The organism is Pseudomonas sp. UBA2684 (genome assembly GCA_002354655.1).
In the GTDB taxonomy this organism is placed as follows: Bacteria; Pseudomonadota; Gammaproteobacteria; order Pseudomonadales; family Pseudomonadaceae; genus Aquipseudomonas.
In genome coordinates this window covers 150,971-172,899 of the sequence record DELY01000044.1, presented here as the reverse complement: position 1 = coordinate 172,899, position 21,929 = coordinate 150,971, and the positions used below count along the sequence as shown (strand labels likewise).

The window sequence follows — 21,929 nt, the reverse complement described above, 5'->3', positions numbered from 1 at the left end:
AAGACCGAAGCTGCCTGGCATGTCGCTGACGACGTCAGCGGAACATGAAGGGGAGGTTGGTGCTACGCGAATTCCTTGGCTATGGGGAATCGGTAACCGGTGGCGACCTTATTCGATTGCGCTCGACACTGCTGACCGCGGTCAAGGCCCAGCGTTTACACGGCAAGATCGATGCCTGCAGGAATATCCGGGATATTGCTGCCCAGCCGGAGAACGCCTGATCTGGCGTCTAGTCCTGTACCAGCACCGCCAATGTCTCGAGTAGCTGATCGTCGCTAGGCTCGCGTCGATTGCCGAGTACGAACTGGATCATACGCTCGCCTCCCGAAACGGCCGGGAAGCACTGGCGCGCAAATCCTGCTTCAGTCTGTTGATTCGCCAGAGCACCACCTTGACCAGGCGGGGGCGGACTGGCCGTAACCGATCTGCTGACCCCGCCACGCCTAGCTGAGTCGGGGCGGGGCTGCGGCGCCATAGGATCGTTACTGTTCCTGCCAGTCCAGGTCACAACAGAAGACATGGAGCCTGCCGAGAACCCTGACGGTCTGCGACAGAGTGATGCACAGGCGCGAATCCGCCACCGACAGGTAGGGTTGGCTGACCTGTACAACGCCCGGCTGTTTCAGAGCCCGGTAGTGGTAGTGCCGGTGCGACCAGTTGGCGTTGTCGCCGCACAACAGAGGGGCGAAGCGCGCATTCAGTTGCTGCTGGTAGTGCGGCGCATAGACGTTGGGCGACACCTGGTAACCCGCTTCATCGAGTAGGTAACAGCGCACCGCACGCGGGTCGGCGAGCAGCAGACGGCAGCTCTGGCCGAACTGCCGGTGCAGGGTGAAGTCCGCCACGGCCTGGCGAAACAGGCCTTCCAGTTCCCGCGAGTAATGTTGCAGGTCGGCACGGCGTTTGACGTTTTGCCATTGCTGGCCGCGCAGCAGGCTCGCGAAGCGTTCGGCCACGCCCGGCGGGTCGCCGATGCGCGGCTGCGGTCTGGCGAAGTAGAAGCCCTGAACCATATCGGCGTTGGCCGCGATGGCCAGCAGGGCCTCGTGCTCGGTCTCCACGCCCTCGACCACCACCAGGCTGCCGGCCTCGTGCAGCAGGCTGACCAGGCCATTGAGGATTCGCTCGACGCGCCGGAAGCCGCTGGCATCCTGGATCAGACGGCGGTCGATCTTGACGATGTCGGGCTGCAGATCCTAGATCCGGTCGAAGTTGGAGTGGCCTGCGCCGAAGTCGTCGATGGCGATCAGGCAGCCGAGTTCGCGGAAATAGTGGATGAAGCGCCGCAGCTGGTCCTGGTCGCGCACCTCGCTCTCGATGATCTCGATGACCAGCCGCTGTGCCGCAATGCCGGCACTCTGCAGCAGGTCGCGGGTGAAACCGATGTCCGGGCGCTCGCTGACTAGGTACTGCGAGTTCAGGTTGAGGAACAGCCAGGCTTGGCCGCTGTCCTGGCGGGTGAAGTTGTGCACGTGCAGGGTGCGGCAGCTGCGATCCAGCTCCAGGCAGGCCCTGCCATCGCTCGGCATGGCCAGCAGGGTCGCCGGCGACTCCAGGCGGCCATCCTCATGCCAGGCGCGGATCAGCCCTTCGTAGCCTACCGCGCGGCCGTGAGCGACGCTGAAGATCGGCTGGAAGTGGCTGCCCAGCGACAGGCCCCGATAGCGGATACACCGCATGGGCTCGGCCGCTGCAGCCGGCTGGGCGAGGCTGGCGCGGGCTGGTAGAGGCAGGGCGGCGGTTGGCAACTGAGTTCTCCCTAACGCTGTGGCTGCAGCTGCAGCAACGCCGTGTCGACCAGGGCCAGCAGTTCGTCGATGGCCTGGGTGGCGCGCTGGAAGTAGGTCTTGGCGGCGATGGTCGGCTGCTCCTGGCCGAGCAGCTCCTGCTCGATGCAGAGCAGGAAGTCCTCGATCACCCGCTGGCGCTGGGCCAGGCGGAACAGCTCGCGTTGCGGCTGCAGGGTGGCGAAGGCGGTGCCAGCCAGTTGCTCGATCTTCTGGTAGAGAAAGCGCAGCCGTACCCGCTGCTCGGCGCTGCTCTTGCCGGCGGCGGCGATGCCGGTGCCCAGGGCGCGGGCCTGGCCGGCCCATTCCGCCGCCTGCACCACTTCGCGCCAGATGCACGGCAGGTAGCCCAGGCTGGCGCGCCCCTCGCTGAGGTCGACTTCGCTGGCCACGTCCTCCATCAGGAAGATGCTGTTGCGGATGATCAGGTGATGCTGCGCCAGGTTGTTGGTCGCATCGCCGCCGCGCCCCTCGCGCAGGCGCGACCAGTGGTCGATCAGGCTGTTCCAGGCGTCGCGGTTGCTGCCGCCGAGCTCCCCAGCGGCGCGGATCTGCTGATCCAGGGTCTGCCGCGTGACGGCCAGCTCCTGGCTCATGCCGGCATCGCCACAGAGCACGCCGTTGCTCAGGCCGCGATGGCGCTGCAAGCCGGCGATCAGCGCGCGCAGCAGGGCCAACTGGCGAATGTTCGACCGAATGTGTGCCTGCTTCTGCCGCAACAGGCGGCGATGCAGGCCGTAGAAGGCCAGGGTCAGCGCGACCAGGACGCTGGAGGTGAGCGCCAGTCCGTACAATCCATCCATAGTCGTTACCCCGTCAGATGCGCCAGATGATGGGCGATGGTGCGGGCCTGGTCGGCCGCCTTGAGGTTGTCGGCGTTGCCCTGGCGGACGCGGTCGGCCAGCTCGGCTATCTCCGCCACAGCCTTGCCCTGTTGCTCGGTGCTGACGGCGACCTGGTCGACCTGCTCGGTCAACTGCCGGGTGCAGCGCTGGACCTGATCGAGCAGGTTGCACACCGCCTCCGAGCTGCGCGCGCTGCGTTGGGCCTGCTCGCTGAGGCCGGCCACCTGCACGGTGGCGCCTTGGATGTGCTGCTGCACTGACTCGATGTTGCGGCTGATCTCCGCCGCCGATTCCTGGCTGTGCTGCGCCAGGCGCCGCACCTCGTCGGCCACCACGGCGAAGCCGCGACCGCTCTCGCCAGCGCGGGCGGCCTCGATCGCCGCGTTAAGCGCCAGCAGATTGGTCTGGTCGGCGATGCCGCGGATGGTGCCGGACATCTCGTTGATGGTGTGCGAGTTGGTGTTCAGCTGCAGGATCAGCTCATTGGTGGTCTCGGCCTGACGGGTCATTTCCGCGACCTGCTGCACCAGTTCGGTGAGCCGACCGATGCCGTCGCTCAGCTGCTCACTGGCCACCAGACTGCTCTGCCGCGATTCGTCGGCCAGCGCCGCGACTTGGACGATGCTAACGTTCAATTGCTCGACGGCAGCCGCCGCCATGCTCGCCGCGTCGCTCTGGTTTTCGGCGTTGCGGGTCACCAGCACGGCGCTCTGCTCTAGCTCCTGCGAGGAGTGCGAGATCTCGTCCAGGCGCTGCTGCAGCAGCTGTTGCTGGCGGTGCTCGCGGTGCAACCACTGTTGCAGGCTGCGCCCGATCGGCTGGAGCAATACCCAATCGGTCGCACCCAGGGGCTCCTGGCCGGCTGGCCGGGCGGAGTCGTCGCAGTAGCCTTGCAGCTGCAGAAGCTCGCGCCACAGCAGCCACAGGCTGGAAATCGCCAAGTAGGCCAGCAAGACCCAGGTCAGTGCGGCGGGGTGTGCCGGCATCCACAGCGCCATGGCGCCGCTCGCCAGGGCGATGCCGAGCAGGGTGCGCAGCATGCCGACGACGCCCAGTTCGCGAAGCAACAGCAGCGCGGGGTAGCTAAGCCACTTCATGAGTCCATTTCTCCGCCGGTCGCTGCGAGCAAAGCCAGGTCCCGGTTACCTGTTGCGAGGAACATGGCGAGTTGCCGGCTCTGCTGGCCCGGCACCCAACCGATACCTCAAAAAAAACGCCTGAATCCCTGCGGAGAAAGCCGCAGTGGGTTCAGGCGCCGTTGCCTTGCAGGAGCGAATCCCGCGGTTGTGTTTCGCTGGTAGCAGGTTGAATGCAGAAAAGGTGCCAGCAAACCTGGCCCGGCCTGACGATGCATCGGAGCGGCATCTGGCCAGCACTGGCGCGGGCACGGCCGACACTGCGTGCTCACCAGATTGGTGCGTGGCCCGTGCGAGAGGCGCGAAGTTCGCTCACTGCAAGATTCGGCGTCGACGAAGGTCATCTGCCCATCGGAAAACTTGGCGGGTGGAATCCGCGCATTGGCCACCACCAGGAAGTCTTCTTCGTTTCCCCAGGTGCATCTCGGGTTTCTATGGGGCAACCCGGAAGCAGATCTACGGGCTCAATGAATGGGCATGACCCGTATGCCTAAGTTAAAGCTGGCGGGGGTAGTCGATGAAAGTTCGACACTGGTGAGACATGGAGAATCAATCAGGCCGCGAGTCAAGCGCGTTACACTGCTAGGTGCAGGGTGAGTAAGACCAGGGAGCGTTCCAACTGCCCGGTGTTACGCCTGATACAGCGCGAGCCCGTCGAGCGTGGTGGCATCGGCATCCAGAATCAGGATGCGGACGTCGGCAGCGGCCGCCTGATGCAGAACTTCCAGCAATGACGGCGGGATGCCCTGATCCAGATGCTCCTGCCGCAATTGTTCAGCCGTGATGCCTTCGACGTGCGACAGGTTGGCGCTCGTCCAAGGCGTGGCGATCAGCTTCACTCCGACAGCCGGTGAGCAGGGGATGTGAAAAGCAACGAACAGCAGGCCGGTGGGCGTTTCGGTAGCCGCCATGTCCTCCAGGTAGCGAATCGCATCCTCGGTGACATGCGCACTGCTGATCTCCCAGCAACGACTGTAATGCCCGGTCTCGAAGCTCAGGCGCTGAACCACTTCGCGCGCGGCTTCCAGGGTCTGGGCATCGCCGATGTGGCTGGATACGCCGTTGTCGTCGCCGTAAATGCTGTAGAGCACAGCCAGGATCATGCCGGTTCCGCTGCAGAGCGTGTCGAGCTCCGTTGTAACCTGCTGACCTTCAGTGACGAGCACGAAATCGTCGCTGAAGATGCAACGACGGTGGATCAGTTGTGCGTACGGCACATGGCTTTGTGAAGCATGCAGCGGCAGATAGGTCATTGGGCAGCGGTCGTCGTAGCCGATGACGGCGACTCGCTGAATATCAAAGCCGTGGTAGCCACGGGTAAAGGGATTGATCGAGCTGTTCATGGTGTCGCTCCTGTCGAAAAAGACGGAGGGACATGGCCCCCAAGGGACGCGCGTCCCTCGTGGGCTGGGAAAACGGAGAGGCTGAGAGCGGCAGGCTCACCAGCCGTCGTAGTGCAGTACCAGCTCGGCGATGACCTTGCGGCGCTCCAGATCAAGACCGCCAAGATCGGCAAGCCCCTCGAACTGGCAGCGTTTGAGCATCGCGCCGCCTTCACTGGCGTTGTAAAAGCTGACCATCGCGGAGAGGAACAGCCGTTGGCCGCTGCTCAACACGCCCAGGGCCTCGCTGAGCCGCTGCACATTCGGCCGCAGTTCCCACTTGCTCGTGGCCTGCTGCAGCCCGGCACGAGTGCCATCGCCGAACCACTCGGCACCGGCGATGTGAACGCCGCGTTTCCATGCCTGCAGGAATGCCGCAGGGGCATTGTCGAAATGCAGCATTTCCCGCGCGATCTGATCAAGGACGTCTGGGGGTAAAGACTGATTCATGATGGTCTCCCGATGGGTAGGGTTCAGGGATGGAGGCGCTGCTGCCAGTGCCCTGTGCTCAGGGCCCGCTCTGCAGCTTCGTATGAGCGGAAGTACTCGACGGACTCGCGCGAGACCGGGCCGTTGTGGTCGGCAGTGCCGATGAAGTAGCCGGCGGCGCTTTGGCGTACCTGTAAGGGCAGGCGTTTACCCACGTAGGTCAGGGCCAGGTAGCCGATGGATTCGGCTTGGGCCTGGGTGGTAATGGGGGACGAGGGAGGGGCATGGGACATGGCAAGCCTCCTGGCTGAAATGGAACAAAGCACCGACGCCTTGCCGGCGTTCGTCCGCAAGGCGGTGCGGGGCGGACTGGTTGGGTCGGCGCGGGGGATGCCGCGGTGCAGCCGAGGACCCGTGCTGCGGCCATGGTGTCGACCGAGGTCGACGACGCATGGGGGCAGCTTCGAGCGGCGAGGGGCGGTGCGTCAGCGGGAAATGAGAAACCGGTAACCTCCTGATTTTGCGGTTGGTCGGAGCACTCGCGTTTGTTCTGCAGGGAAAAGCGCGCGTTGTCAGCTGGGTTGAGGGTGCATTTCGGCTAACCCCTATTCATGGTTCGGCGGCGACTCGCTCGTCGCACCGGCGGTTTCGAGTGGGCAGGAGAAAAGGAGCCGAAGACCTGGGCCTTCGGCTGTCGAGCAAGACACCACCTGTGAACTGATGCAGGGCGTGGCCGTCGTCAAAGCCATCCGCTGTCGCAGCAATTGCACTCGACCCGTGTCGTGGCTGGGGTCGACATCCTTTGGCACGCATCCGCGCACAAAAGGAACCCGTTGTTTCGCCGGTGGGCGCCGGCACTGAATACCATTCGACCCGAAGGGTCTCCTGGAGCCTCGTCGGGTTTCGAGACAAGGCGCCAGGGGACCCTTCATCGCGACACTCAGCAGATCAACCTATCCGGGTATATGGACGCTGGATGAGTCAGCCTTCCCGTCGATCCAGCGACACACTGGAGACGGGCACGCGTTGCAGAAGGAGGGGCGTGCTGGGTTCCCCGCGGGCACGAGGGATGCGCATCGACCGTGGTCGATACGATGGGGAAAGGGGGGCGAGCTATTTTGAGATCTGCCGCGGCTTGCGTGGTGTGCTGCGCTTGGCGCTGGCCTGCCGGCCGTTCTCGATGGGCAGGGTGCCTTTGCAATCGGGATAGCGGCAGCAGGACCAGAACAGGCCGGTCTTGCCGGTGCGTTGACGCATGGCGCTGCCGCACAGCGGGCAGGCGGGGCCCTCAGGGAGTTTGATGGCCAGAGTGGTCACGCGGTACTGCTGCACCAGTTGGGTGATCCATATGGATTGCTTGGCGACGAAGGTTTCCAGCGTCATGTCACCGGCTTCGATCATGTCCAGGGCCTGCTCCCAGATAGCGGTCGTACCGGGATCGGTGATGGCCGCGGGCACGGCATCGATCAGCGTGCCCGCCGCATCGGAGGCCCGCACGGCGCGACCTTTCTTGAGCAGGTAACCACGCTCGAGCAGACCTTTGATGATGCTGGCACGGGTGGCTTCGGTGCCAATGCCGGTGGTCTCTTTCAGCTTCTGCTTCAACCGCGGATCAGTGACCAGCTTGGCGACGCCTTTCATTGCCTTGATCAGATCGCCTTGGGTATAGGGTTTTGGCGGCTGCGTCTTGAGAGCTTTCAGATCGACGTGGTCGACCTGGCAGGACAGACCTTCATGCAAGGCTGGCAATACCTGGCTGCGCGGGGCCGCCTCGCCGTCGACGTTGTCCGCTTCCGGGACGGCCAGCACCTGGTGCCAGCCGGGGATGATCACCTGCTTGCCAACGGCCTGTAGGGTCTGCCCGCTGCAGCACAACTGCGCCGTCGTGCGGTCGAACTCGTGATGCGGCAGAAACTGCGCGAGGTAGTGCGCGCGGATCAGCCTGTAGACCGCCAGCTCCTTGTCGCTCATGGCCGCCAGGTTCGCCGGCTCCAGCGTCGGGATGATGCCGTGGTGGGCCGACACCTTGCTGTCGTTCCAGGCGCGTGAGCGCTGAGTACGGTCGAGCTGCTCCAGCAGCGGACGCAGGCTGGGATCGGTGGCGAGCATGGCGGCGAGTACGGCCGGCACCTCGGCGAACATGCTTTCGGGCAGGTAACCCGAATCCGAACGCGGATAGGTCGTCGCCTTGTGCGTCTCGTACAGGGACTGGGCAATGTCCAGCGTCTCCTGCACATCCAGAGCGAGTTGCCGCGAGCACACCTCCTGCAGCGTACCCAGGTCGAAGGGTAGCGGTGGCGCCTCACGCACGCGCTCCGTTGCGACGGCGACCGCCTGGGCGCTGCCGGCGGCGCGCAGGCGATCGGCGGCTTGTTGGGCCACCGCCTGCTGCAGGCAGCGGCCCGCATCATCGCTGCAGCCGTCAGGGGCGATCCAGTTGGCGAGGAAGCTGTGCCCACCTGCCGATAGCCTGACCTCGATGCTCCAGAACGGCACCGGCAGGAAGCGTGCGATCTCGCGGTCGCGCGTGACCACCAGGGCCAGCGTCGGAGTCTGCACCCGGCCGACCGAGAGTACGCCATCGTAGCCGGCCTGACGCCCCAGCAGGGTGAACAGGCGGCTCAGGTTGATGCCGACCAGCCAGTCCGCGCGGGAGCGCGCGAGCGCCGCAGCGTACAGCGGCAGCGTCTCGCTCGACGGCTTCAGCGCGCCCAGCGCCTTGCGAATGCTCGCGTCGTTGAGCGCCGACAGCCACAGCCGCTGGATGGGCCCGCGATAGCCGCACAGCTCGATGATCTCGCGGGCGATCATCTCGCCTTCGCGGTCCGCGTCGGTCGCGATCACCAGCTCGCTGGCCTGGCCGACCAGCTGTTTGACGATCTTCAATTGCGCAGCGGTTGCGGCTTTCGGCTCGACACGCCAGCGCTCGGGAATGATCGGAAGCTGCTCGAGCGACCAGCGCTTGTACTGCTCGCCGTAGGCTTCCGGTGGGGCGGCCTCGATCAGATGACCAATGCACCAGGTCACCACGGTGCCCGCTGCGCTGTAGCAGCCGCTGCCGCGCTGGCCAGCCCCCAGCACACGGGCGATGTCTTTTCCCTGGGATGGCTTCTCGCAGAGAAACAGGCGCATACAGGCTCCGGGGTAGGGGCATTGAGTGAGCCTCAGCATGGCCATCCGTGATCTCGGCGACAGCAAATAACGTGGCAGCGGCAGCGCCCCAGTTGTGCGGTGGTAGGCATCCTCTCAGAGATGTGAACAGAGCCTGAGGCACGTAATCACCTGCAGCTTCGTTCACGGCGGCGGCGGACCTCAGTGGAACTCCATGGAACTATCCCCCGGGGATAGTTCCATGGACGTCTTATGCGGTATCACTCAGCCGGCTGGGCGGGCTCGTTGGCCGGTTTCGGGCTCAGGGTTACGGCATCGAGTCGGTACGGCAGGATGCCGACACGCCGCGCCTCGATCTTGAAGGTCACGCGCTCGTTCTCGTCGGCGTCCTCCCACTCATCGCGCACCGTGCGGCCCTCCACCAGGACGCGCATGCCTTTCTGGTACAGCGTTTTCCAGTGCTCGGCCTCACGGTGCCACAGCTCCACGGGGGCCCAGTAGCCGCCGCGATCGTCATAGCCCTCCTTGGTCGGAACCGGATTGTCGAAATACACGTTCAGGCGCAACAGCCGCCTGGGCTCGTCGTTACCGCTGGGAAATTCCCTGAACTCCGGCGCAGAACCGATGTTGCCTTCGCCAACAAAGTGCGTGCTCATAGTGACTCCTTGGAACAGGTGGTGCGGATGGACGCAGCGCTTCCGGGGACGCGCTGCAGGTAAAGCGATTCGGCCTGGGCCAGCTTGCTGGCGCACTCGTGAGCTTGGCGGCCCAGCGTGTGCAAGAGGCTGATCTGCATGTTCAGCACGATGCGCTGGACCTCCATGGCGTAGAGATCATCGAGCAGGGTATCGGGCGTGGTGGCGCTGCTGATCAGCGCCTGCCACAGCGCCACGCCCATGGTCGAGCGATCCGGCTTGCGCCAGCGCAGAAAGGTCGTGCCGGCGCCCGTGGTCTGCTGGGCCAGCTCCACCGGCAGCAGGCGGAAGGGATAGGCATTCGCCTGTGCCAGCACGCGTCGCTGCGCCAGTTCGATCAACTCATCGCGAAGCCTGTGGCACTGGCTGGCCCACTGGGTAAGTGCCCCCTTACCTTTAAAAGGCTGTAAAAGGCCTTTTAGAGAGGCGGCCTGTTCCAGCTTGAGGAAGTCGGCCTGTTCCAGGGGGTAGAAGCGGCTGGCTGCCGCAGTACTCGGCGTCGAGGTCATGCGGAGGCCTCCTCGTTATCGCCGGCGGCGGCCAGGGTGATATCCGCGCTATCAGGCAGGGCATCGTCGTCACTGGCATCCGCGGCATCCGCGGCATCCTGCGGTGCCGAGGCGGCCAGCGCCGAGCGCCTGATGATCGGCGGTGCGTAGCGCGAGCGCAGCGTGCCTTCGAGCACCTCCTGCGGCAGTTCGCCGAGTTTCTCCAGGGCGGCCCGAGCAGCGGCATTCTTGGTCGCGAAGTCATCCCGGGTGCAGCCCGAGAAGCGATATTGCTGGGCCAGCGAGAACAGGCTGCGCAGGGCGTGGGCCCCTTCGTTGAGCCAGCGTTCGAGCGTACTGCGGTCGATCAGTGCAGTGTGGTGGGCCAGTATCAATTTGCGCGCCAGGTCGTCGTAGTCGGCCAGCAGGTATACGGCGAGGAAGCCGAGCTGCGCGTTGACGAACAGCGGCAGCTTCACCGGCTGTACGTTCATGTTCTCGCCCAGCGACAGCGCTGGCGGTACGTCGGCCAGGGCTTGGTCGACCTGCTCACGCAAGGCCTGCAGGCTGTCCTTGGTCTGCGTCAGCTTTTCCTCGAGCCTCAGCATCCACCAGTCCGAGTAGGGGTCGTCCTGCTCGGCGCCACGCTTGATCTTGTTGGCGATGGCGATGAAACCGTTCAAGCCGACAATGCCGGGTTTGCCCTCGCTGGCCGCGCGGCCGTGCCAGATGCGCGAGGCGTGATGGGTGTGCAGCGTCAGCGACATGGCACTGCGCAGCGATCCGAGATTCAGTTGCAAGGAGGTGTCGGTGGCCATGGGGACGACTCGCGTAGGGGGAACGAGTCGCCAGCTTGAGCAGAGCGCAGAAGGCGGTCAGTTAACAAAGCGCAGTCGAGATCTGCCGGCTTTGCCGGGCGGAAGGCTGCCTGTTGCAACTATCCCCTGGGGATAGCGCCAGAGAGAGCCAGGGAGGGTTACTCGACCGTCACTTGGGGTGCAACAGGGCATGCAGCTGGGCGAGGTGGGTGTGCACCACCTCGGGGTTCGCCGTTCGGGGTGCAGGCGGCGGATCAGCGGCGGCCTTGATCTTGTCCTGTCCGGCCCAGGCGTTGAACTCACCGCGAATGGCCGCCTGGATGATACCGAACAGGTAGCCGGCCGGTTTGCGCACCTCGTTGCTGCGACAGCGCGCGGCCCATTCATCGAGCACGGCCTGTCGCTGTTCAACCTGCACTTGCTGCAGGGCCACCAGCGCGCCGGCCTGCTGCTCCTCGCGCAGCGCCAGAAAGCGCTCAGGCAGACGCAGATGCGAGTGTTCTTGCACACGCGGTACCGTACTTACGGATTTATCTATACGAGTACTAGTACGGTCCCGCTTCGGATTCCGAAGAGAGGCGGTTTGGCTGGCTTTGGTACCTGCTTCGGAATCCGAAGACGGCGGCTCGCCATTCCGAAGAAGGGCATTTGCACTGTCTTCGGATTCGTGGATAGGCTGCACCTGTGGATAACTTGCCTGAGAGCTGACGCCGCCCTGGGCCATGCGTTGCACCAGCACCTGCAGCCGCGTCGGCAACACGCGGCCGCTGAGCAATGGGTCTTCGCTGATGTCCAGGAGGGTGCGGTAGCCCACCCGCTGCACTGCCTTGCTGGCATGCTCGAGCGCATGGCTCACCAGCCCCAGGTACTCGGGGTCGAGTTGCATGGCTTCAAAAGGGGTGAGGGGCTCGTCGTGCAGGACGTACAGGTTGCCCTTGATGCGCCCGGTCTTGGGATCGCGCCGGCGGCGCACGAGGCTCAGCCAGCGTGTCAGGCGCAGCAGGGTCAGTGCCCGCGCCACGGTTTCGTACGACGCCTGCTGCGCGCAGGGCGTCGAGGCCAGGTAGGGACGCAACTGGTCGTAGGTGGGGAACGCCGTGACACCATCGGCGTTGAGCATGAGCCGGATGATTTGCCAGGCATTGCGCTCCAGCGGGGTCAGCCGTGTGTCGAGAAACAGCGCCCGGGGCACGCTTTCATGGCGATTGCCGCTGTAGAGGAACCCATCGCTGGCGGGCGTGTGCTCCAAGCTGGCAGGCAGCTGCCGCAGGGCGTCGTCGAGCAGCGTTGAAAGCGCGGCGGGGCCTGCCTGCGCGACCATGGCCCTACACCAGGCCTTGGTCGATCCAGCTTGCGATGGCCGCCCAGATCACGGACATGGGCAAGGCGAGGGCTTCGGCCAGATCCATCGTCAGTTCCAGCATCGTGCTGTCGTCATCCAGCGCAATGCCGCGCTCGGTGATGCCGGCCTTCCACTGCTTCCACAGGGCCATCTCCTGTTCTTCACTCAGCACCGGATGCCGCCCCCTGCGCTTGGGCAGGCAAATGATGTCGCGGCGCAGGGCGACTTCCTGATGAGTCAGCCCGTAGAACTTGCTGACCATCTCGGTACTGGCCCCTAGGCGCAGCATGCGATCGATCGTGGCGATCTCCTGTTCGATGTCATGCATCTGGCTGACCAGGCGCCAGAGGACGGCCGTATTGACCGTCACGGAGCACCAGGGCACCTGGGCATTGGCCAGCAGGCTCACCAGCGCCGGTTGCTTGAGTACGTCCAGTTCCCGCTCGCTGAAACCCATCGACTGGCAGCGGCGCAGTTGGCCATTGCGCAGGTCGTGCAGCGCCTGTGCAACCACGGCTTGATTAAGCGGATGAGGTGCCGACATGGTTCCCTCCGGCCTGTTTCAGTGGGTGGCCTCATCTGGATTGGCCTCCAGATCCAATAGCCGGCGTGCCAGCCGGACCAGACGGAACAACTTGACCAAGCCGTTATCGCTGAGACGGGGAAGGGCGACTGCGTCGCTGCCACCGCCTCCCAACAACAGTGCCCCCAGGTGGCCCTCTAGGTGCCGATCGTCCTGATCGGGGGCCATGGTGTGGGGCTGACTCAAGGTGCGTAACAACGCCAACACGACCTGACCGAAGGCCGGTGGCAACATGTCCGCCTGGGATGCACTGCAGGTGAAGCCTATGCCGGTCTCGATCGCCTCGATGCAGTCGAGCAGCTCAGCTTGCGCGGCGATTTCCTGGGCGAGTTGAGCGATGTGGATGCGCAGGCGATCGGGCGCATCCAGTCCCGGCTCGATGTACCAGACGTCGCTGATCGGGAACAGCCCGCCGGCTTGCACCGGAATGGCCTGCAGCACCTTGTCCGCGAAGTCCGGCAGCGGCTCACCGGTGTGCTCGGCGAGCATGTGTTGGATGCCTTGCAGACGCTGGGTGTTGTCGGCGGGGGAGACAATATGGCCCTGCAGGCGCGCGTCGGGATCTTGGTCACTGGGAGAAGCGCCTGGTAAAGGTTTCTGTACTGACGGTGTTGGTGAATCGGTGTTTTTGTTCGGTGCAGCTCCAGAAATACCTGCGGCAGCATCCCTGCTCTGAGATACATCCGGCGATGGAGTGGTTGCACGTCCAGGGTGAACGACGGTTGCGGTTTCAACCGGCAGCTGGGGAGGACTGATTACCGCACGTTGACGATGCTCGGTGCTGTCGACATCCAGCTCCAGCACGTTGTAGTCGATATCGAGCAGCTCTGACATCTGGCCGATCAGTTCGTCTTGGACGCGGCCAACGGCAAAGCTGTCGGGCTGAACATCGAAGGGGGCGAGGACGTCGTGGAACAGCGTCTCGAAATCGACGGACAACGCTTTGCCGCACGCATATTTTTCCCAGGTGAGCTCGCAGGCTTTGCGCAACACTGCCAGGCGTTCGACTTGATGCCGGCCCAAGCCGTTGTACAAGACGTTGGGAATGGTGGGCAGCAGGTAGCGCACAGTGTCTTGCATGCGACTGATGTGCGATTGCTGGATGGGATAACCGTCCGTGCTGAGGCGGCGGGCAAGTTCCGACTGCGACAGCGGCTTGCCGCTTTCCTGCTCGTAGAGCTCGCGGGCTTTTTCAACGCCGAGCGCCCGTTCGATGAACGTCAGGCTGCCGTGCAATTCGTTCTCCGCCAAGTGCCCGGTCAGGGCGACGATCTCGCCGCGCTCCGGCCATGGCCGAAACAGGCAGGGAATGCGGAAGAAGCGTTCGTCCTTGGTCTCCGACCACAGTTCGCGCAGGATCGCCAGGCGGGTGTTGCCTCCGTTACGAATGATGAAGTGGTCGGCACCGGGGCGTCGCGTGATCGGTGGCGGGGCATCCAGGCCCCGCTCACGGATGGATGCTTTTAGTTCTTCGTAGAGCGGGTTGCGCGTCAGGCGTGGATCAAGCTCATAGGGGCGCAGGTCATCGAGCGTGACCACCATCGGCGTGTCGGTCACGGGGTCGCTCAGCACCTGTATGGTAGGGCCGGAGCGGGAAAACCCCTCGGCCATCAATTTGCCGGCCATTTCTTGAGGCGTGACGTTAGCCATTACGGCCTCCCTACTGGCGCCGTTCGGCCTGATGCCGCTTTTGGCTTGCTCTGTAGTCGCTCGTTGTTGAGCGGGTGAAGATCGGCGGCAGACCTGGCTTCACGAGCTTTAGCTGCCCTGTAGGCATACGACGGACGACCCAGCCTTCACGCAAGGCGAACTCAATCAGAACCCGGAGCCGCTGGTGCCCGCGGCAACGTTCAGAGGTGCTCGACATGTGACGGCCTCCTGCCGACGCGACCGGTCACGCTGGCAAACTGCTCTTGCCATTGGGGAAGAAGCTCACTTGCCAGGGCGCGCATGGTCTCCAGCGCCGCCGGTGCCTGCCGCCCGCTCGGGCGTCGGTATTCGGTCCTGTGCACGGGTTGGCTCGCGGTTGCCGCACGCGGGAAGGCTTCGATCGCGGGAAGTTCGGTGCCCAGTATCCGAACCTCACTGTGCTCACGAAAGATCAGCCGTAGTGTCTGCTGAACCAACTTGGCGTTCGACGAGATGGCTGGCACGCGATTGAGCAGCAAATGCAGGGGCGGAGGTTGGATTCCCAGATAGCGGTATGGAGAGATTGCATCGATGAGCTGTAACGTTCCCCGCTGTAGTTCCCGCGCCGCCAGAATTTCCGGGGTGATCGGGGAGATGGCCATGTCTGCGGCGAGCATGGCCATCTCCAGCATGACGCTGCGGGCACCCTGTGTGTCGATCAGCACCAGGTCGTAATGCGGCCGGAACAGCGACAGCAGGTTGCGCAGCCGCAAGCGTCCATCTGCCGCATGCAGCAACAGGGTTCCCAACTGCTGATGCTCGTCATTGGACAGCACTACGTCCAGGTTATTCACGGAGGTCTGTGAGACCAACTGCGGCAGCGACTGCTCATTGAATGCCAGTAGTTCGTAGATGCCGCCGGCGGAGCTCCGGGTGAGTGCGTAGTAGGACGACAGCGTCGGCTGGACGTCGAGGTCGATCAGCAGGACCCGCCGACCGGCGTCGGCGACAAAGCCGCCCAGGTTGGCGGCAACGGTCGTCTTACCGACCCCACCTTTGGTCGAAATGATGGCGATCACGTGCATGGCTCACTCCCTGTCTGTAGTGGAGCCGCGTCAAACGCGATCTTTGAGGCGTTCGGTGATCCAGTCGTCGATTTCGGCAGAGTCCCAGCCGACGGCACGAATCCCCAGGCGCAAGGCCCTGGGGAACTTGCCTTCCTTCATCAGGTTGTAGATGTGGGCGCGCTTGAAGCCGGTTTTGGCTTCCACTTCGGCGCGGCGCAGGATGCGATGCTCGGCAATCGCGGTTTGCTCAGTGGACATCGTCGTCACTCCTTTATGCTTGGCAGCACTCGTAGGGGTGACAGGCAGTAGAAAGGCGTCACTCCATTGGCGCATCAAACAATCGGATCGTGCTGACCACCTGATTTACAGGAACGGCCCTTGGCCGTTCAAATTTCGCACTGCTGTTTGGCATACGCCGTCCAGCCGACCCGCAAGCCGGGCAATATTGATAGGGCGTCGAGGGTTATCAAGATCGAAAAGACGCAACGTTCTACTGTGGAAAGGATGAGGTGGTGAGTCCGCACTTCTAGGTCACAGAGGTGACCAAAAAAGTTGGTGGACGATGCTAGTGACTTCCATCTGTTTCTGGGGGCTGATTCGGCGGACATCCGGTGCGCTGCACCGCGGGAGATGGCATAGGCTCCGTGATGGGGCGACCTTAAAGGTCCGACCAGCGCCGGAAAAAAGATCTTGACGCACAAGCTCTGGGCCAGATCAGAGTCTTTGAGACACCCACATCAGCCGATGGCCACCTCACCAATTTGCCGGGCGCGGTCGATGAATCTGCTGAGAGCCTCGGGACGTGGCTGATCGAGTAGCGTGATAAACGTCGCTGTGCTTGGTACATCGTCCGTGACAGGGCGGACGATCACGTCTGGGTGATTGTATAGCGTGATTTGTGAGGCCAGCCCAATGCCGATGCCGTAGCCGGCAGCGACCAACATCACCATGGGTTCGTGCCCGGAAACATATTCGGCATTCGTGGGAAACGGCAAGGTCGCTTCGTAGAACCAGCGGTGAATCACGTCGTATCCCCCTGAACACAGCTCCGGATGGCACAGAATCAGCGTGTGCCGAGCCACCTCCTGGAGAGGAATTTTCTCCAAGGAGAGAAGAGGGTGGTTTCGCGGGATGGCAATGATGGGGCGATCTGTCCAGACGACTTCCTTGACGAGCCCTGCGCTGAGCTCGGTATGGACAGTGAAGCCCGCATCGATCTGGTCATGCACCAACGCCTTGACCATCTCACTGACAGTCATTTCAACGATTTTCACCTCGGTGAGGGGCTCTTCCTCTCGGCAGCGCGCCAACAGTTTGGTCAGGTAAGGCTGAGCAAGACTGTCTGTCAGGCCGATGCGCAGCCGGCCGCGGTAGCCTTTCTCCGCCGCGCGGACACGGCTCTGCGCGTCTTCTACCAGGCGGAGTATGCGTCGTGCTTCATCCCGGAAGACTTCACCGGCCCAGGTCAGGTGCATACCTGCCTTCGTGCGTTGGAATAAGCTGACCCCCAACCCCGACTCCAACTCTTTGATGGCCCGCGACAGGGGGGAGGGCTCAATATGAACTCGGGCTGCAGCCCGCGAGAAGCTCAGTTCTTCGGCGACGACCAGAAAATAGCGCAGGTGACGTATCCGCATAAATAGCCTCCGTGCTTGCTGGGCTCCTCTTGGATGGGCCGCGGGCATCCCTCACGTGGGGTGCATGCGATTCCGTCTTTGAAGAGTCCTCTTTGAAGCTCCTTGGTGGGCTTTAAGTCCCGCCTGGTGATCCCGGATCGCTTGTGCTGCCAGACGACCGGGACGCTCTACCGCCGCGAGAGGTTGGGCGGTTGATGGCACAATACCCCCACTTGATAATGGGATGCACCACCAATGAAAGAATATGTTCCCAGCCCCCACCGAGCCGGGGAAGGGTACGCAGCAAGGCGAGTCACCGGCCTCCAGCCGGCTCAAAAGAAAAATTGCAGGCAGGGGTTGCCTGGTTCATCAAACAAGTCCATAATTGCGTCCGCTGCCAAGGCAGTGATTGCGGAAAAGCCTTTTAAATCAAAAGGTTGGAGGCTCGGTTCTAGTCTCGTTTCCCGCTCCAAATACATAAAAACGCCGCTCACTGAGCGGCGTTTTTGTTTCTGCAGCGTTGTGCCCGAACAAGAAAAAGCCCGCCGGTAATGCCGTGCGGGCTTTTTTTGGCGCCGGGTGTCAGCGTTTAGTGCTTGCTGCTTTGTGCGGGCAGGGCCAGTAGCTGTTTTTCCTGATTCCAGTCGAACGCTTGATCATTCTCCAGGGCTTCGAAGCGGCGTTCTTCGAGGGTTTGGTACATCTCGATTTCTTCGTCTGGCATGAAGTGCAGGCAGTCACCGCCGAAGAACCACAGTAGATCGCGCGGTACCAGGTGAGCGATTTGCGGGTAACGCTGGAAAATCTGGCTGATCAGATCCTGGCCCAGGTAGAGGCTGGCTTCCGGGTCGGTTGGTAGCTCCGCGACCAGTTCGTCGTAGCGCTCCAGGTACATGGCATGGCTGTCATCGAGAATCTGCTCGGCTTCGCCCAGGGCGACCAAAATGGTGCGCAAGTGGGCGAGCAGGGCGAGGTGGTGGTCGATGTGGGAGCTGGCCATGAGGAACATCCTGAGAGTAAAACGGGCGCCGGATTATAGAGCGGCCGGCGCCCGCTGTCCCGCGTGGAGGCTAACGCACCTTGCCACGGCTCAGCTTCAACTCCTCCTTGGCGAAGTCATCGACGTCGATCACCACGCGCCGCGCCGCTTCTGCCTGGCGCAGACGCTGTGCTTCTTCGGCGCTCAAGGCGCCGGCGCTGACCGCGGCGTCGAGCAGGTTTTGCCCCGGCGTTTGCGGCACCTGACCGGCCTTGAGGGCTTTGTGCAATTTCTGCTGCAGTGGCTGCGTGTTTTCCAGCAGGTTCATCGCGTGTTGCAATGCGCCTACCGGGTCTTTCTCTGCTTGCGGGCGGTAGCAGCCGGCGAGCAGTTCTTCGAGCGCCGGATCGCCGCTGTTGCGGCCGATGATCGCGGCGACCTGGGCATCCAGCTCGTCGCTCGGGCCTTTGTGGCGGCGGCCGAACGGGAACACCAGCACGCGCAAGGCACAACCGAGCACGCGGCTGGGGAAGTTGCTGAGCAGTTCGTCCAGGGCTTGTTCGGCATGCCCCAGGCTTTCTTCCAGGGCCCAGCGTAGCAGGGGGCGCGAGTGCTCCGGGTAATCCAGGTCGTGGTAGCGTTTGAGCGCTGCCGAGGCGAGGTAGAGGTGGCTGAGTACATCGCCGAGCCGTGCGGACAGGCGCTCGCGGCGCTTCAGTTCGCCGCCGAGCAGCATCATGCTGAAATCGGCAAGCATGGCGAAGGCCGCTGCCAGGCGATTGAGTGCGCGGAAGTAGGGCTGGCTGAGGTTGTCGCCCGGCACTTGACCGAAACCGCCGAGACTCAGGCTGAGAATCAAGGTGCTGGCGGCGTTGCTGACGGCGAACGCGATGTGTTGCAGCAGCAGTTCGTCGAATTCGAGCAGCGCCTGCTCGCGGTCTTCGCGCCCGGCCAGGGCCATTTCCTTGAGCACGTAGGGGTGGCAGCGGATTGCCCCCTGGCCAAAGATCATCAAGTTGCGCGAGAGGATATTGGCGCCTTCCACGGTGATGAAGATTGGCGCGCCTTGCCACGACCGGCCGAGGTAGTTGCTCGGGCCCATGATGATGCCCTTGCCGCCATGCACATCCATGGCGTGGCTGATGCATTCACGACCGCGTTCGGTGAGGTGGTATTTGAGAATCGCCGAGAGCACCGAGGGCTTTTCGCCCAGGTCGACGGCGTTGGCCGTGAGGATGCGCGCGCTGTCCATCAGCCAGGCATTGCCGCCGATGCGTGCCAGGGCTTCCTGAATCCCTTCAAAGGCGGCCAGCGGCACGTTGAATTGCTCGCGCACCTGGCTGTATTGGCCGGTCACCAGGCTGGTGAACTTGGCTGCGCCGGTACCCACCGCCGGCAGCGAGATGGAGCGGCCGACGGACAGGCAATTCATCAGCATCATCCAGCCTTTGCCGAGCATCTCCTGGCCGCCGATCAGGTAATCCAGCGGGATAAATACATCTTTCCCGGAGTTCGGCCCGTTCATAAAGGCAGCGCCCAGAGGCAGGTGGCGTCGACCGATTTCCACCCCAGGCGTTTCCGTGGGCACCAATGCCAGGCTGATGCCCAAGTCTTCTTCGCCGCCTAACAGGCGATCCGGGTCGTAGGCCTTGAACGCCAGACCGAGCAGGGTGGCGACTGGCCCCAGGGTGATGTAGCGCTTTTCCCAGGTCAGGCGCAGACCGATGACTTCGTTGCCTTGCCATTGGCCCTTGCAGATGATTCCGCTGTCCGGCATGGCCCCCGCATCGGAGCCGGCCAGTGGGCCGGTGAGGGCGAAGCAGGGAATGTCATCGCCACGTGCCAGGCGCGGCAGGTAATGCTGGCGTTGCTCCTCGGTGCCGTAATGCAGCAGCAATTCGGCCGGGCCGAGGGAGTTGGGCACCATCACGGTGGAGGCCAGGTCGCCGCTACGGGTCGCCAGTTTCATCGCCACTTGGGAGTGGGCGTAGGCGGAAAAGCCTTTGCCGCCGTATTCCTTGGGGATGATCAAGGCGAAGAAACCGTGTTGCTTGATATGTGCCCAGGCCTTTTCCGGCAAATCCATCTGCTGGCCGATGTCCCAGTCGCTGACCATCGCGCAGAGTTCTTCGGTCGGGCCGTCGAGGAAGGCTTGCTCTTCTTCGCTCAGCTGCGCCTTGGGGTAGGCGAGCAGTTTGTCCCAGTCCGGGCGGCCGCTGAACAGTTCGCCATCCCACCACACGGTGCCCGCCTCGATGGCATCGCGCTCGGTGTCCGACATCGGCGGCAATACACGCTGAAACCAGGCGAACAGCGGTGCGGTAAACAGTTTGCGGCGTAGCTCGGGGAGTGCCAGTGGCAAGGCCACGGCGAGCCACAACAGCCAGAAAATTGCCAGTAGCCATACGGGCGCATGGCTGAACAGACCCATGCTGACCAGATAGGCGGCAACCAGTCCGAGGGCGAGTTGGGGGGCGGTGCGACGGTGGGCCAGGTAGGCGGTACCGATGACCAGAACGAGCAACCAAACAGCGAGCATGCAAAATCCTCCATGATGACGGTGATGCTAAAGGCAACCGCCACGAGCTTAGCCTTCATCCGGGCAGGATGGCGACAAGGGTGGTGAGCTTGGCCGGATCGTCGTGGTATGGGCGTAATCGCCGCAGGTAGACTGCGAGTCTAGTTACGGAGGGCCAGTCATACGTGACTCCCTCGAACCCGGCCGTTGCATCGATAGTGACCACCCTGCGCGGGTGGAGTTCGCCAAGCAGGCGCGCGATTTCGTAACCTTGCAGGGCGCGCTACGCGCTCTGCGGATGACCGCGTTTAGCGCTATAAACCCGTTCGATAACCAACATCAGGCTGACGGTCTTTCTTCTTCTGCGGGCGGTGCTAGGCTGGCCGGGCGTGTGCTTGTGCGCTACCGAATGGCTAGGCTTGGCAAGGCGCCCGCCGAGGGTTTTTCGCGATAAGCCTGCGACCGGCAGCGCACTGGCGTTAGACTTGGGCGGTTCTGCGCAGGGCGTCAGCGGCGCAATCTCACCTTCTATCTCTTCACTTATTACAGGTGCGTGCATTTTTTATGAGTACTGCTCTGTCCATCCGGCAGTTGACGAAAACTTACGGCAACGGCTTTCAGGCGCTGCATGGCATTGACCTGGATGTGGCCGAAGGCGACTTCTTCGCCTTGCTCGGGCCCAACGGCGCCGGCAAATCCACCACCATCGGTATTCTTTCGACCCTGGTGAACAAAACCAGCGGCACGGTGAATGTCTTCGGCCATGACCTGGACAAACAGCCGTCTGCACTCAAGCGTTGCCTGGGGGTGGTGCCGCAGGAGTTCAACTTCAATCAGTTCGAGAAGGTTTTCGACATCGTCGTGACCCAAGCGGGCTATTACGGCATCCCGGCACGTATCGCCAAGGAGCGTGCCGAGCAATACCTCAATCAGCTGGGGCTGTGGGATAAGCGCGATGTGCCGTCACGCGAACTGTCCGGCGGCATGAAGCGCCGTCTGATGATCGCCCGCGCGCTGGTGCACCAGCCGCGCTTGCTGATTCTCGATGAGCCGACCGCCGGAGTGGATATCGAGTTGCGCCGTTCGATGTGGAGTTTTCTCAGCGAACTGAACGAGCAGGGCATCACCATCATCCTCACCACCCATTACCTGGAAGAGGCCGAGCAGCTGTGCCGCAACATCGGCATCATCGACCATGGCCGCATCGTCGAGAACACCAGCATGCGCGAGCTGCTGAAGAAGCTGCACGTGGAGACCTTCCTGCTCGACCTGAAAGAGTCGCTGTTGGTGCCGCCACAGTTGACCGGCTACCCAGCGCAGTTGCTCGACCACCACACCCTGGAAGTGCAAGTGGAGAAGAGCCAGGGCATTACCGAGCTGTTCCGCCAATTGGCGTTGCAGAACATCGAAGTGCTCAGCTTGCGCAATAAAACCAATCGCCTGGAAGAGTTGTTCGTTTCCCTGGTCGAGAAGAACCTGGCGAAGGTGGCGGTATGAGCACGAC

19 protein-coding genes and 1 pseudogene are annotated in these 21,929 nt (G+C 63.1%); 2 read left to right on the top strand and 18 right to left on the bottom strand.

Annotated features, from left to right (window positions below):
- The first annotated feature begins 59 nt into the window (after positions 1-59).
- Entirely contained in the window at positions 60-221 is a 162-nt protein-coding gene (locus B3M58_RS15365; protein WP_296220367.1) for a hypothetical protein, read from the top strand.
- A 261-nt stretch (positions 222-482) separates the two neighbouring features.
- Here the strand turns inward: B3M58_RS15365 and B3M58_RS15360 are convergent.
- From B3M58_RS15360 to B3M58_RS15275, 18 genes and pseudogenes are all read right to left on the bottom strand, one after another.
- Positions 483-1,679, bottom strand: a pseudogene (locus tag B3M58_RS15360) (EAL domain-containing protein).
- Between the two features lie 80 nt (positions 1,680-1,759).
- A complete protein-coding gene (locus B3M58_RS15355; RefSeq protein ID WP_296220365.1) occupies positions 1,760-2,590 on the bottom strand; it encodes a nitrate- and nitrite sensing domain-containing protein in 831 nt (276 codons plus the stop codon).
- A gap of 5 nt (positions 2,591-2,595) precedes the next feature.
- Positions 2,596-3,141, bottom strand: coding sequence for a methyl-accepting chemotaxis protein (locus tag B3M58_RS22640; protein ID WP_414704098.1), 546 nt, complete (start codon positions 3,139-3,141; stop codon positions 2,596-2,598).
- A gap of 1,256 nt (positions 3,142-4,397) precedes the next feature.
- Complete coding sequence (locus B3M58_RS15345; protein WP_296220362.1) at positions 4,398-5,111, bottom strand: ABC transporter substrate-binding protein; 714 nt, start codon at positions 5,109-5,111, stop codon at positions 4,398-4,400.
- Between the two features lie 96 nt (positions 5,112-5,207).
- Positions 5,208-5,600, bottom strand: a complete 393-nt coding sequence (locus B3M58_RS15340; protein WP_296220360.1) for a hypothetical protein — start codon at positions 5,598-5,600, stop codon at positions 5,208-5,210.
- Positions 5,601-5,623: 23 nt separating this feature from the next.
- Positions 5,624-5,872 carry a hypothetical protein gene (locus B3M58_RS15335; RefSeq protein ID WP_296220358.1) on the bottom strand — a complete coding sequence of 83 codons (249 nt, stop codon included), beginning with the start codon at positions 5,870-5,872 and terminating at the stop codon, positions 5,624-5,626.
- 820 nt (positions 5,873-6,692) lie between these two features.
- Complete coding sequence (locus B3M58_RS15330) at positions 6,693-8,711, bottom strand: DNA topoisomerase III (protein WP_296220357.1); 2,019 nt, start codon at positions 8,709-8,711, stop codon at positions 6,693-6,695.
- Between the two features lie 239 nt (positions 8,712-8,950).
- Positions 8,951-9,346 carry a single-stranded DNA-binding protein gene (locus tag B3M58_RS15325; protein WP_296220356.1) on the bottom strand — a complete coding sequence of 132 codons (396 nt, stop codon included), beginning with the start codon at positions 9,344-9,346 and terminating at the stop codon, positions 8,951-8,953.
- Positions 9,343-9,894 carry a DUF3158 family protein gene (locus tag B3M58_RS15320; RefSeq protein WP_296220355.1) on the bottom strand — a complete coding sequence of 184 codons (552 nt, stop codon included), beginning with the start codon at positions 9,892-9,894 and terminating at the stop codon, positions 9,343-9,345. Before B3M58_RS15320 ends, B3M58_RS15325 begins: the two co-directional genes overlap by 4 nt.
- The gene (locus tag B3M58_RS15315) at positions 9,891-10,691 is read right to left on the bottom strand and encodes a PFL_4669 family integrating conjugative element protein (protein ID WP_296220354.1); all 801 of its coding nucleotides are present in this window, start codon (positions 10,689-10,691) and stop codon (positions 9,891-9,893) included. Before B3M58_RS15315 ends, B3M58_RS15320 begins: the two co-directional genes overlap by 4 nt.
- A gap of 169 nt (positions 10,692-10,860) precedes the next feature.
- Positions 10,861-12,012, bottom strand: coding sequence for an STY4528 family pathogenicity island replication protein (locus B3M58_RS15310; protein WP_296220352.1), 1,152 nt, complete (start codon positions 12,010-12,012; stop codon positions 10,861-10,863).
- 4 nt (positions 12,013-12,016) lie between these two features.
- Positions 12,017-12,577 (bottom strand): DUF2857 domain-containing protein, encoded by a 561-nt coding sequence (locus B3M58_RS15305; protein WP_121305411.1) that lies wholly within the window; start codon positions 12,575-12,577, stop codon positions 12,017-12,019.
- Between the two features lie 18 nt (positions 12,578-12,595).
- Complete coding sequence (locus B3M58_RS15300) at positions 12,596-14,266, bottom strand: ParB family protein (RefSeq protein WP_296220349.1); 1,671 nt, start codon at positions 14,264-14,266, stop codon at positions 12,596-12,598.
- 200 nt (positions 14,267-14,466) lie between these two features.
- Positions 14,467-15,330: a ParA family protein gene (locus B3M58_RS15295; RefSeq protein ID WP_296220347.1), complete on the bottom strand. Its 864-nt coding sequence runs from the start codon at positions 15,328-15,330 to the stop codon at positions 14,467-14,469.
- Between the two features lie 30 nt (positions 15,331-15,360).
- The gene (locus tag B3M58_RS15290) at positions 15,361-15,570 is read right to left on the bottom strand and encodes an AlpA family transcriptional regulator (protein ID WP_296220345.1); all 210 of its coding nucleotides are present in this window, start codon (positions 15,568-15,570) and stop codon (positions 15,361-15,363) included.
- A 479-nt stretch (positions 15,571-16,049) separates the two neighbouring features.
- The gene (locus B3M58_RS15285; protein WP_296220344.1) at positions 16,050-16,949 is read right to left on the bottom strand and encodes a LysR family transcriptional regulator; all 900 of its coding nucleotides are present in this window, start codon (positions 16,947-16,949) and stop codon (positions 16,050-16,052) included.
- A 568-nt stretch (positions 16,950-17,517) separates the two neighbouring features.
- On the bottom strand, positions 17,518-17,928 hold the full coding sequence (locus tag B3M58_RS15280) for a PA2817 family protein (protein ID WP_296220343.1): 411 nt from the start codon (positions 17,926-17,928) through the stop codon (positions 17,518-17,520).
- 70 nt (positions 17,929-17,998) lie between these two features.
- Positions 17,999-20,446, bottom strand: a complete 2,448-nt coding sequence (locus tag B3M58_RS15275) for an acyl-CoA dehydrogenase (RefSeq protein WP_296220342.1) — start codon at positions 20,444-20,446, stop codon at positions 17,999-18,001.
- A gap of 543 nt (positions 20,447-20,989) precedes the next feature.
- On the opposite strand from B3M58_RS15275, the gene B3M58_RS15270 reads away from it, so the two are divergent.
- Positions 20,990-21,922 carry an ABC transporter ATP-binding protein gene (locus tag B3M58_RS15270; protein ID WP_296220340.1) on the top strand — a complete coding sequence of 311 codons (933 nt, stop codon included), beginning with the start codon at positions 20,990-20,992 and terminating at the stop codon, positions 21,920-21,922.
- Positions 21,923-21,929: the final 7 nt, after the last annotated feature.

Coding starts and splice junctions, on each gene's coding strand:
- B3M58_RS15315 (WP_296220354.1), bottom strand. CDS start 10,691: ATGGCCACCGACACCTCCTTGCAACTGAATCTCGGATCGCTGCGCAGT.
- B3M58_RS15340 (WP_296220360.1), bottom strand. CDS start 5,600: ATGAATCAGTCTTTACCCCCAGACGTCCTTGATCAGATCGCGCGGGAA.
- B3M58_RS15335 (WP_296220358.1), bottom strand. CDS start 5,872: ATGTCCCATGCCCCTCCCTCGTCCCCCATTACCACCCAGGCCCAAGCC.
- B3M58_RS15305 (WP_121305411.1), bottom strand. CDS start 12,577: ATGTCGGCACCTCATCCGCTTAATCAAGCCGTGGTTGCACAGGCGCTG.
- B3M58_RS15270 (WP_296220340.1), top strand. CDS start 20,990: ATGAGTACTGCTCTGTCCATCCGGCAGTTGACGAAAACTTACGGCAAC.
- B3M58_RS15310 (WP_296220352.1), bottom strand. CDS start 12,012: ATGGTCGCGCAGGCAGGCCCCGCCGCGCTTTCAACGCTGCTCGACGAC.
- B3M58_RS15355 (WP_296220365.1), bottom strand. CDS start 2,590: ATGGATGGATTGTACGGACTGGCGCTCACCTCCAGCGTCCTGGTCGCG.
- B3M58_RS15280 (WP_296220343.1), bottom strand. CDS start 17,928: ATGGCCAGCTCCCACATCGACCACCACCTCGCCCTGCTCGCCCACTTG.
- B3M58_RS15300 (WP_296220349.1), bottom strand. CDS start 14,266: ATGGCTAACGTCACGCCTCAAGAAATGGCCGGCAAATTGATGGCCGAG.
- B3M58_RS15320 (WP_296220355.1), bottom strand. CDS start 9,894: ATGACCTCGACGCCGAGTACTGCGGCAGCCAGCCGCTTCTACCCCCTG.
- B3M58_RS15325 (WP_296220356.1), bottom strand. CDS start 9,346: ATGAGCACGCACTTTGTTGGCGAAGGCAACATCGGTTCTGCGCCGGAG.
- B3M58_RS22640 (WP_414704098.1), bottom strand. CDS start 3,141: ATGACCCGTCAGGCCGAGACCACCAATGAGCTGATCCTGCAGCTGAAC.
- B3M58_RS15285 (WP_296220344.1), bottom strand. CDS start 16,949: ATGCGGATACGTCACCTGCGCTATTTTCTGGTCGTCGCCGAAGAACTG.
- B3M58_RS15275 (WP_296220342.1), bottom strand. CDS start 20,446: ATGCTCGCTGTTTGGTTGCTCGTTCTGGTCATCGGTACCGCCTACCTG.
- B3M58_RS15295 (WP_296220347.1), bottom strand. CDS start 15,330: ATGCACGTGATCGCCATCATTTCGACCAAAGGTGGGGTCGGTAAGACG.
- B3M58_RS15330 (WP_296220357.1), bottom strand. CDS start 8,711: ATGCGCCTGTTTCTCTGCGAGAAGCCATCCCAGGGAAAAGACATCGCC.
- B3M58_RS15290 (WP_296220345.1), bottom strand. CDS start 15,570: ATGTCCACTGAGCAAACCGCGATTGCCGAGCATCGCATCCTGCGCCGC.
- B3M58_RS15345 (WP_296220362.1), bottom strand. CDS start 5,111: ATGAACAGCTCGATCAATCCCTTTACCCGTGGCTACCACGGCTTTGAT.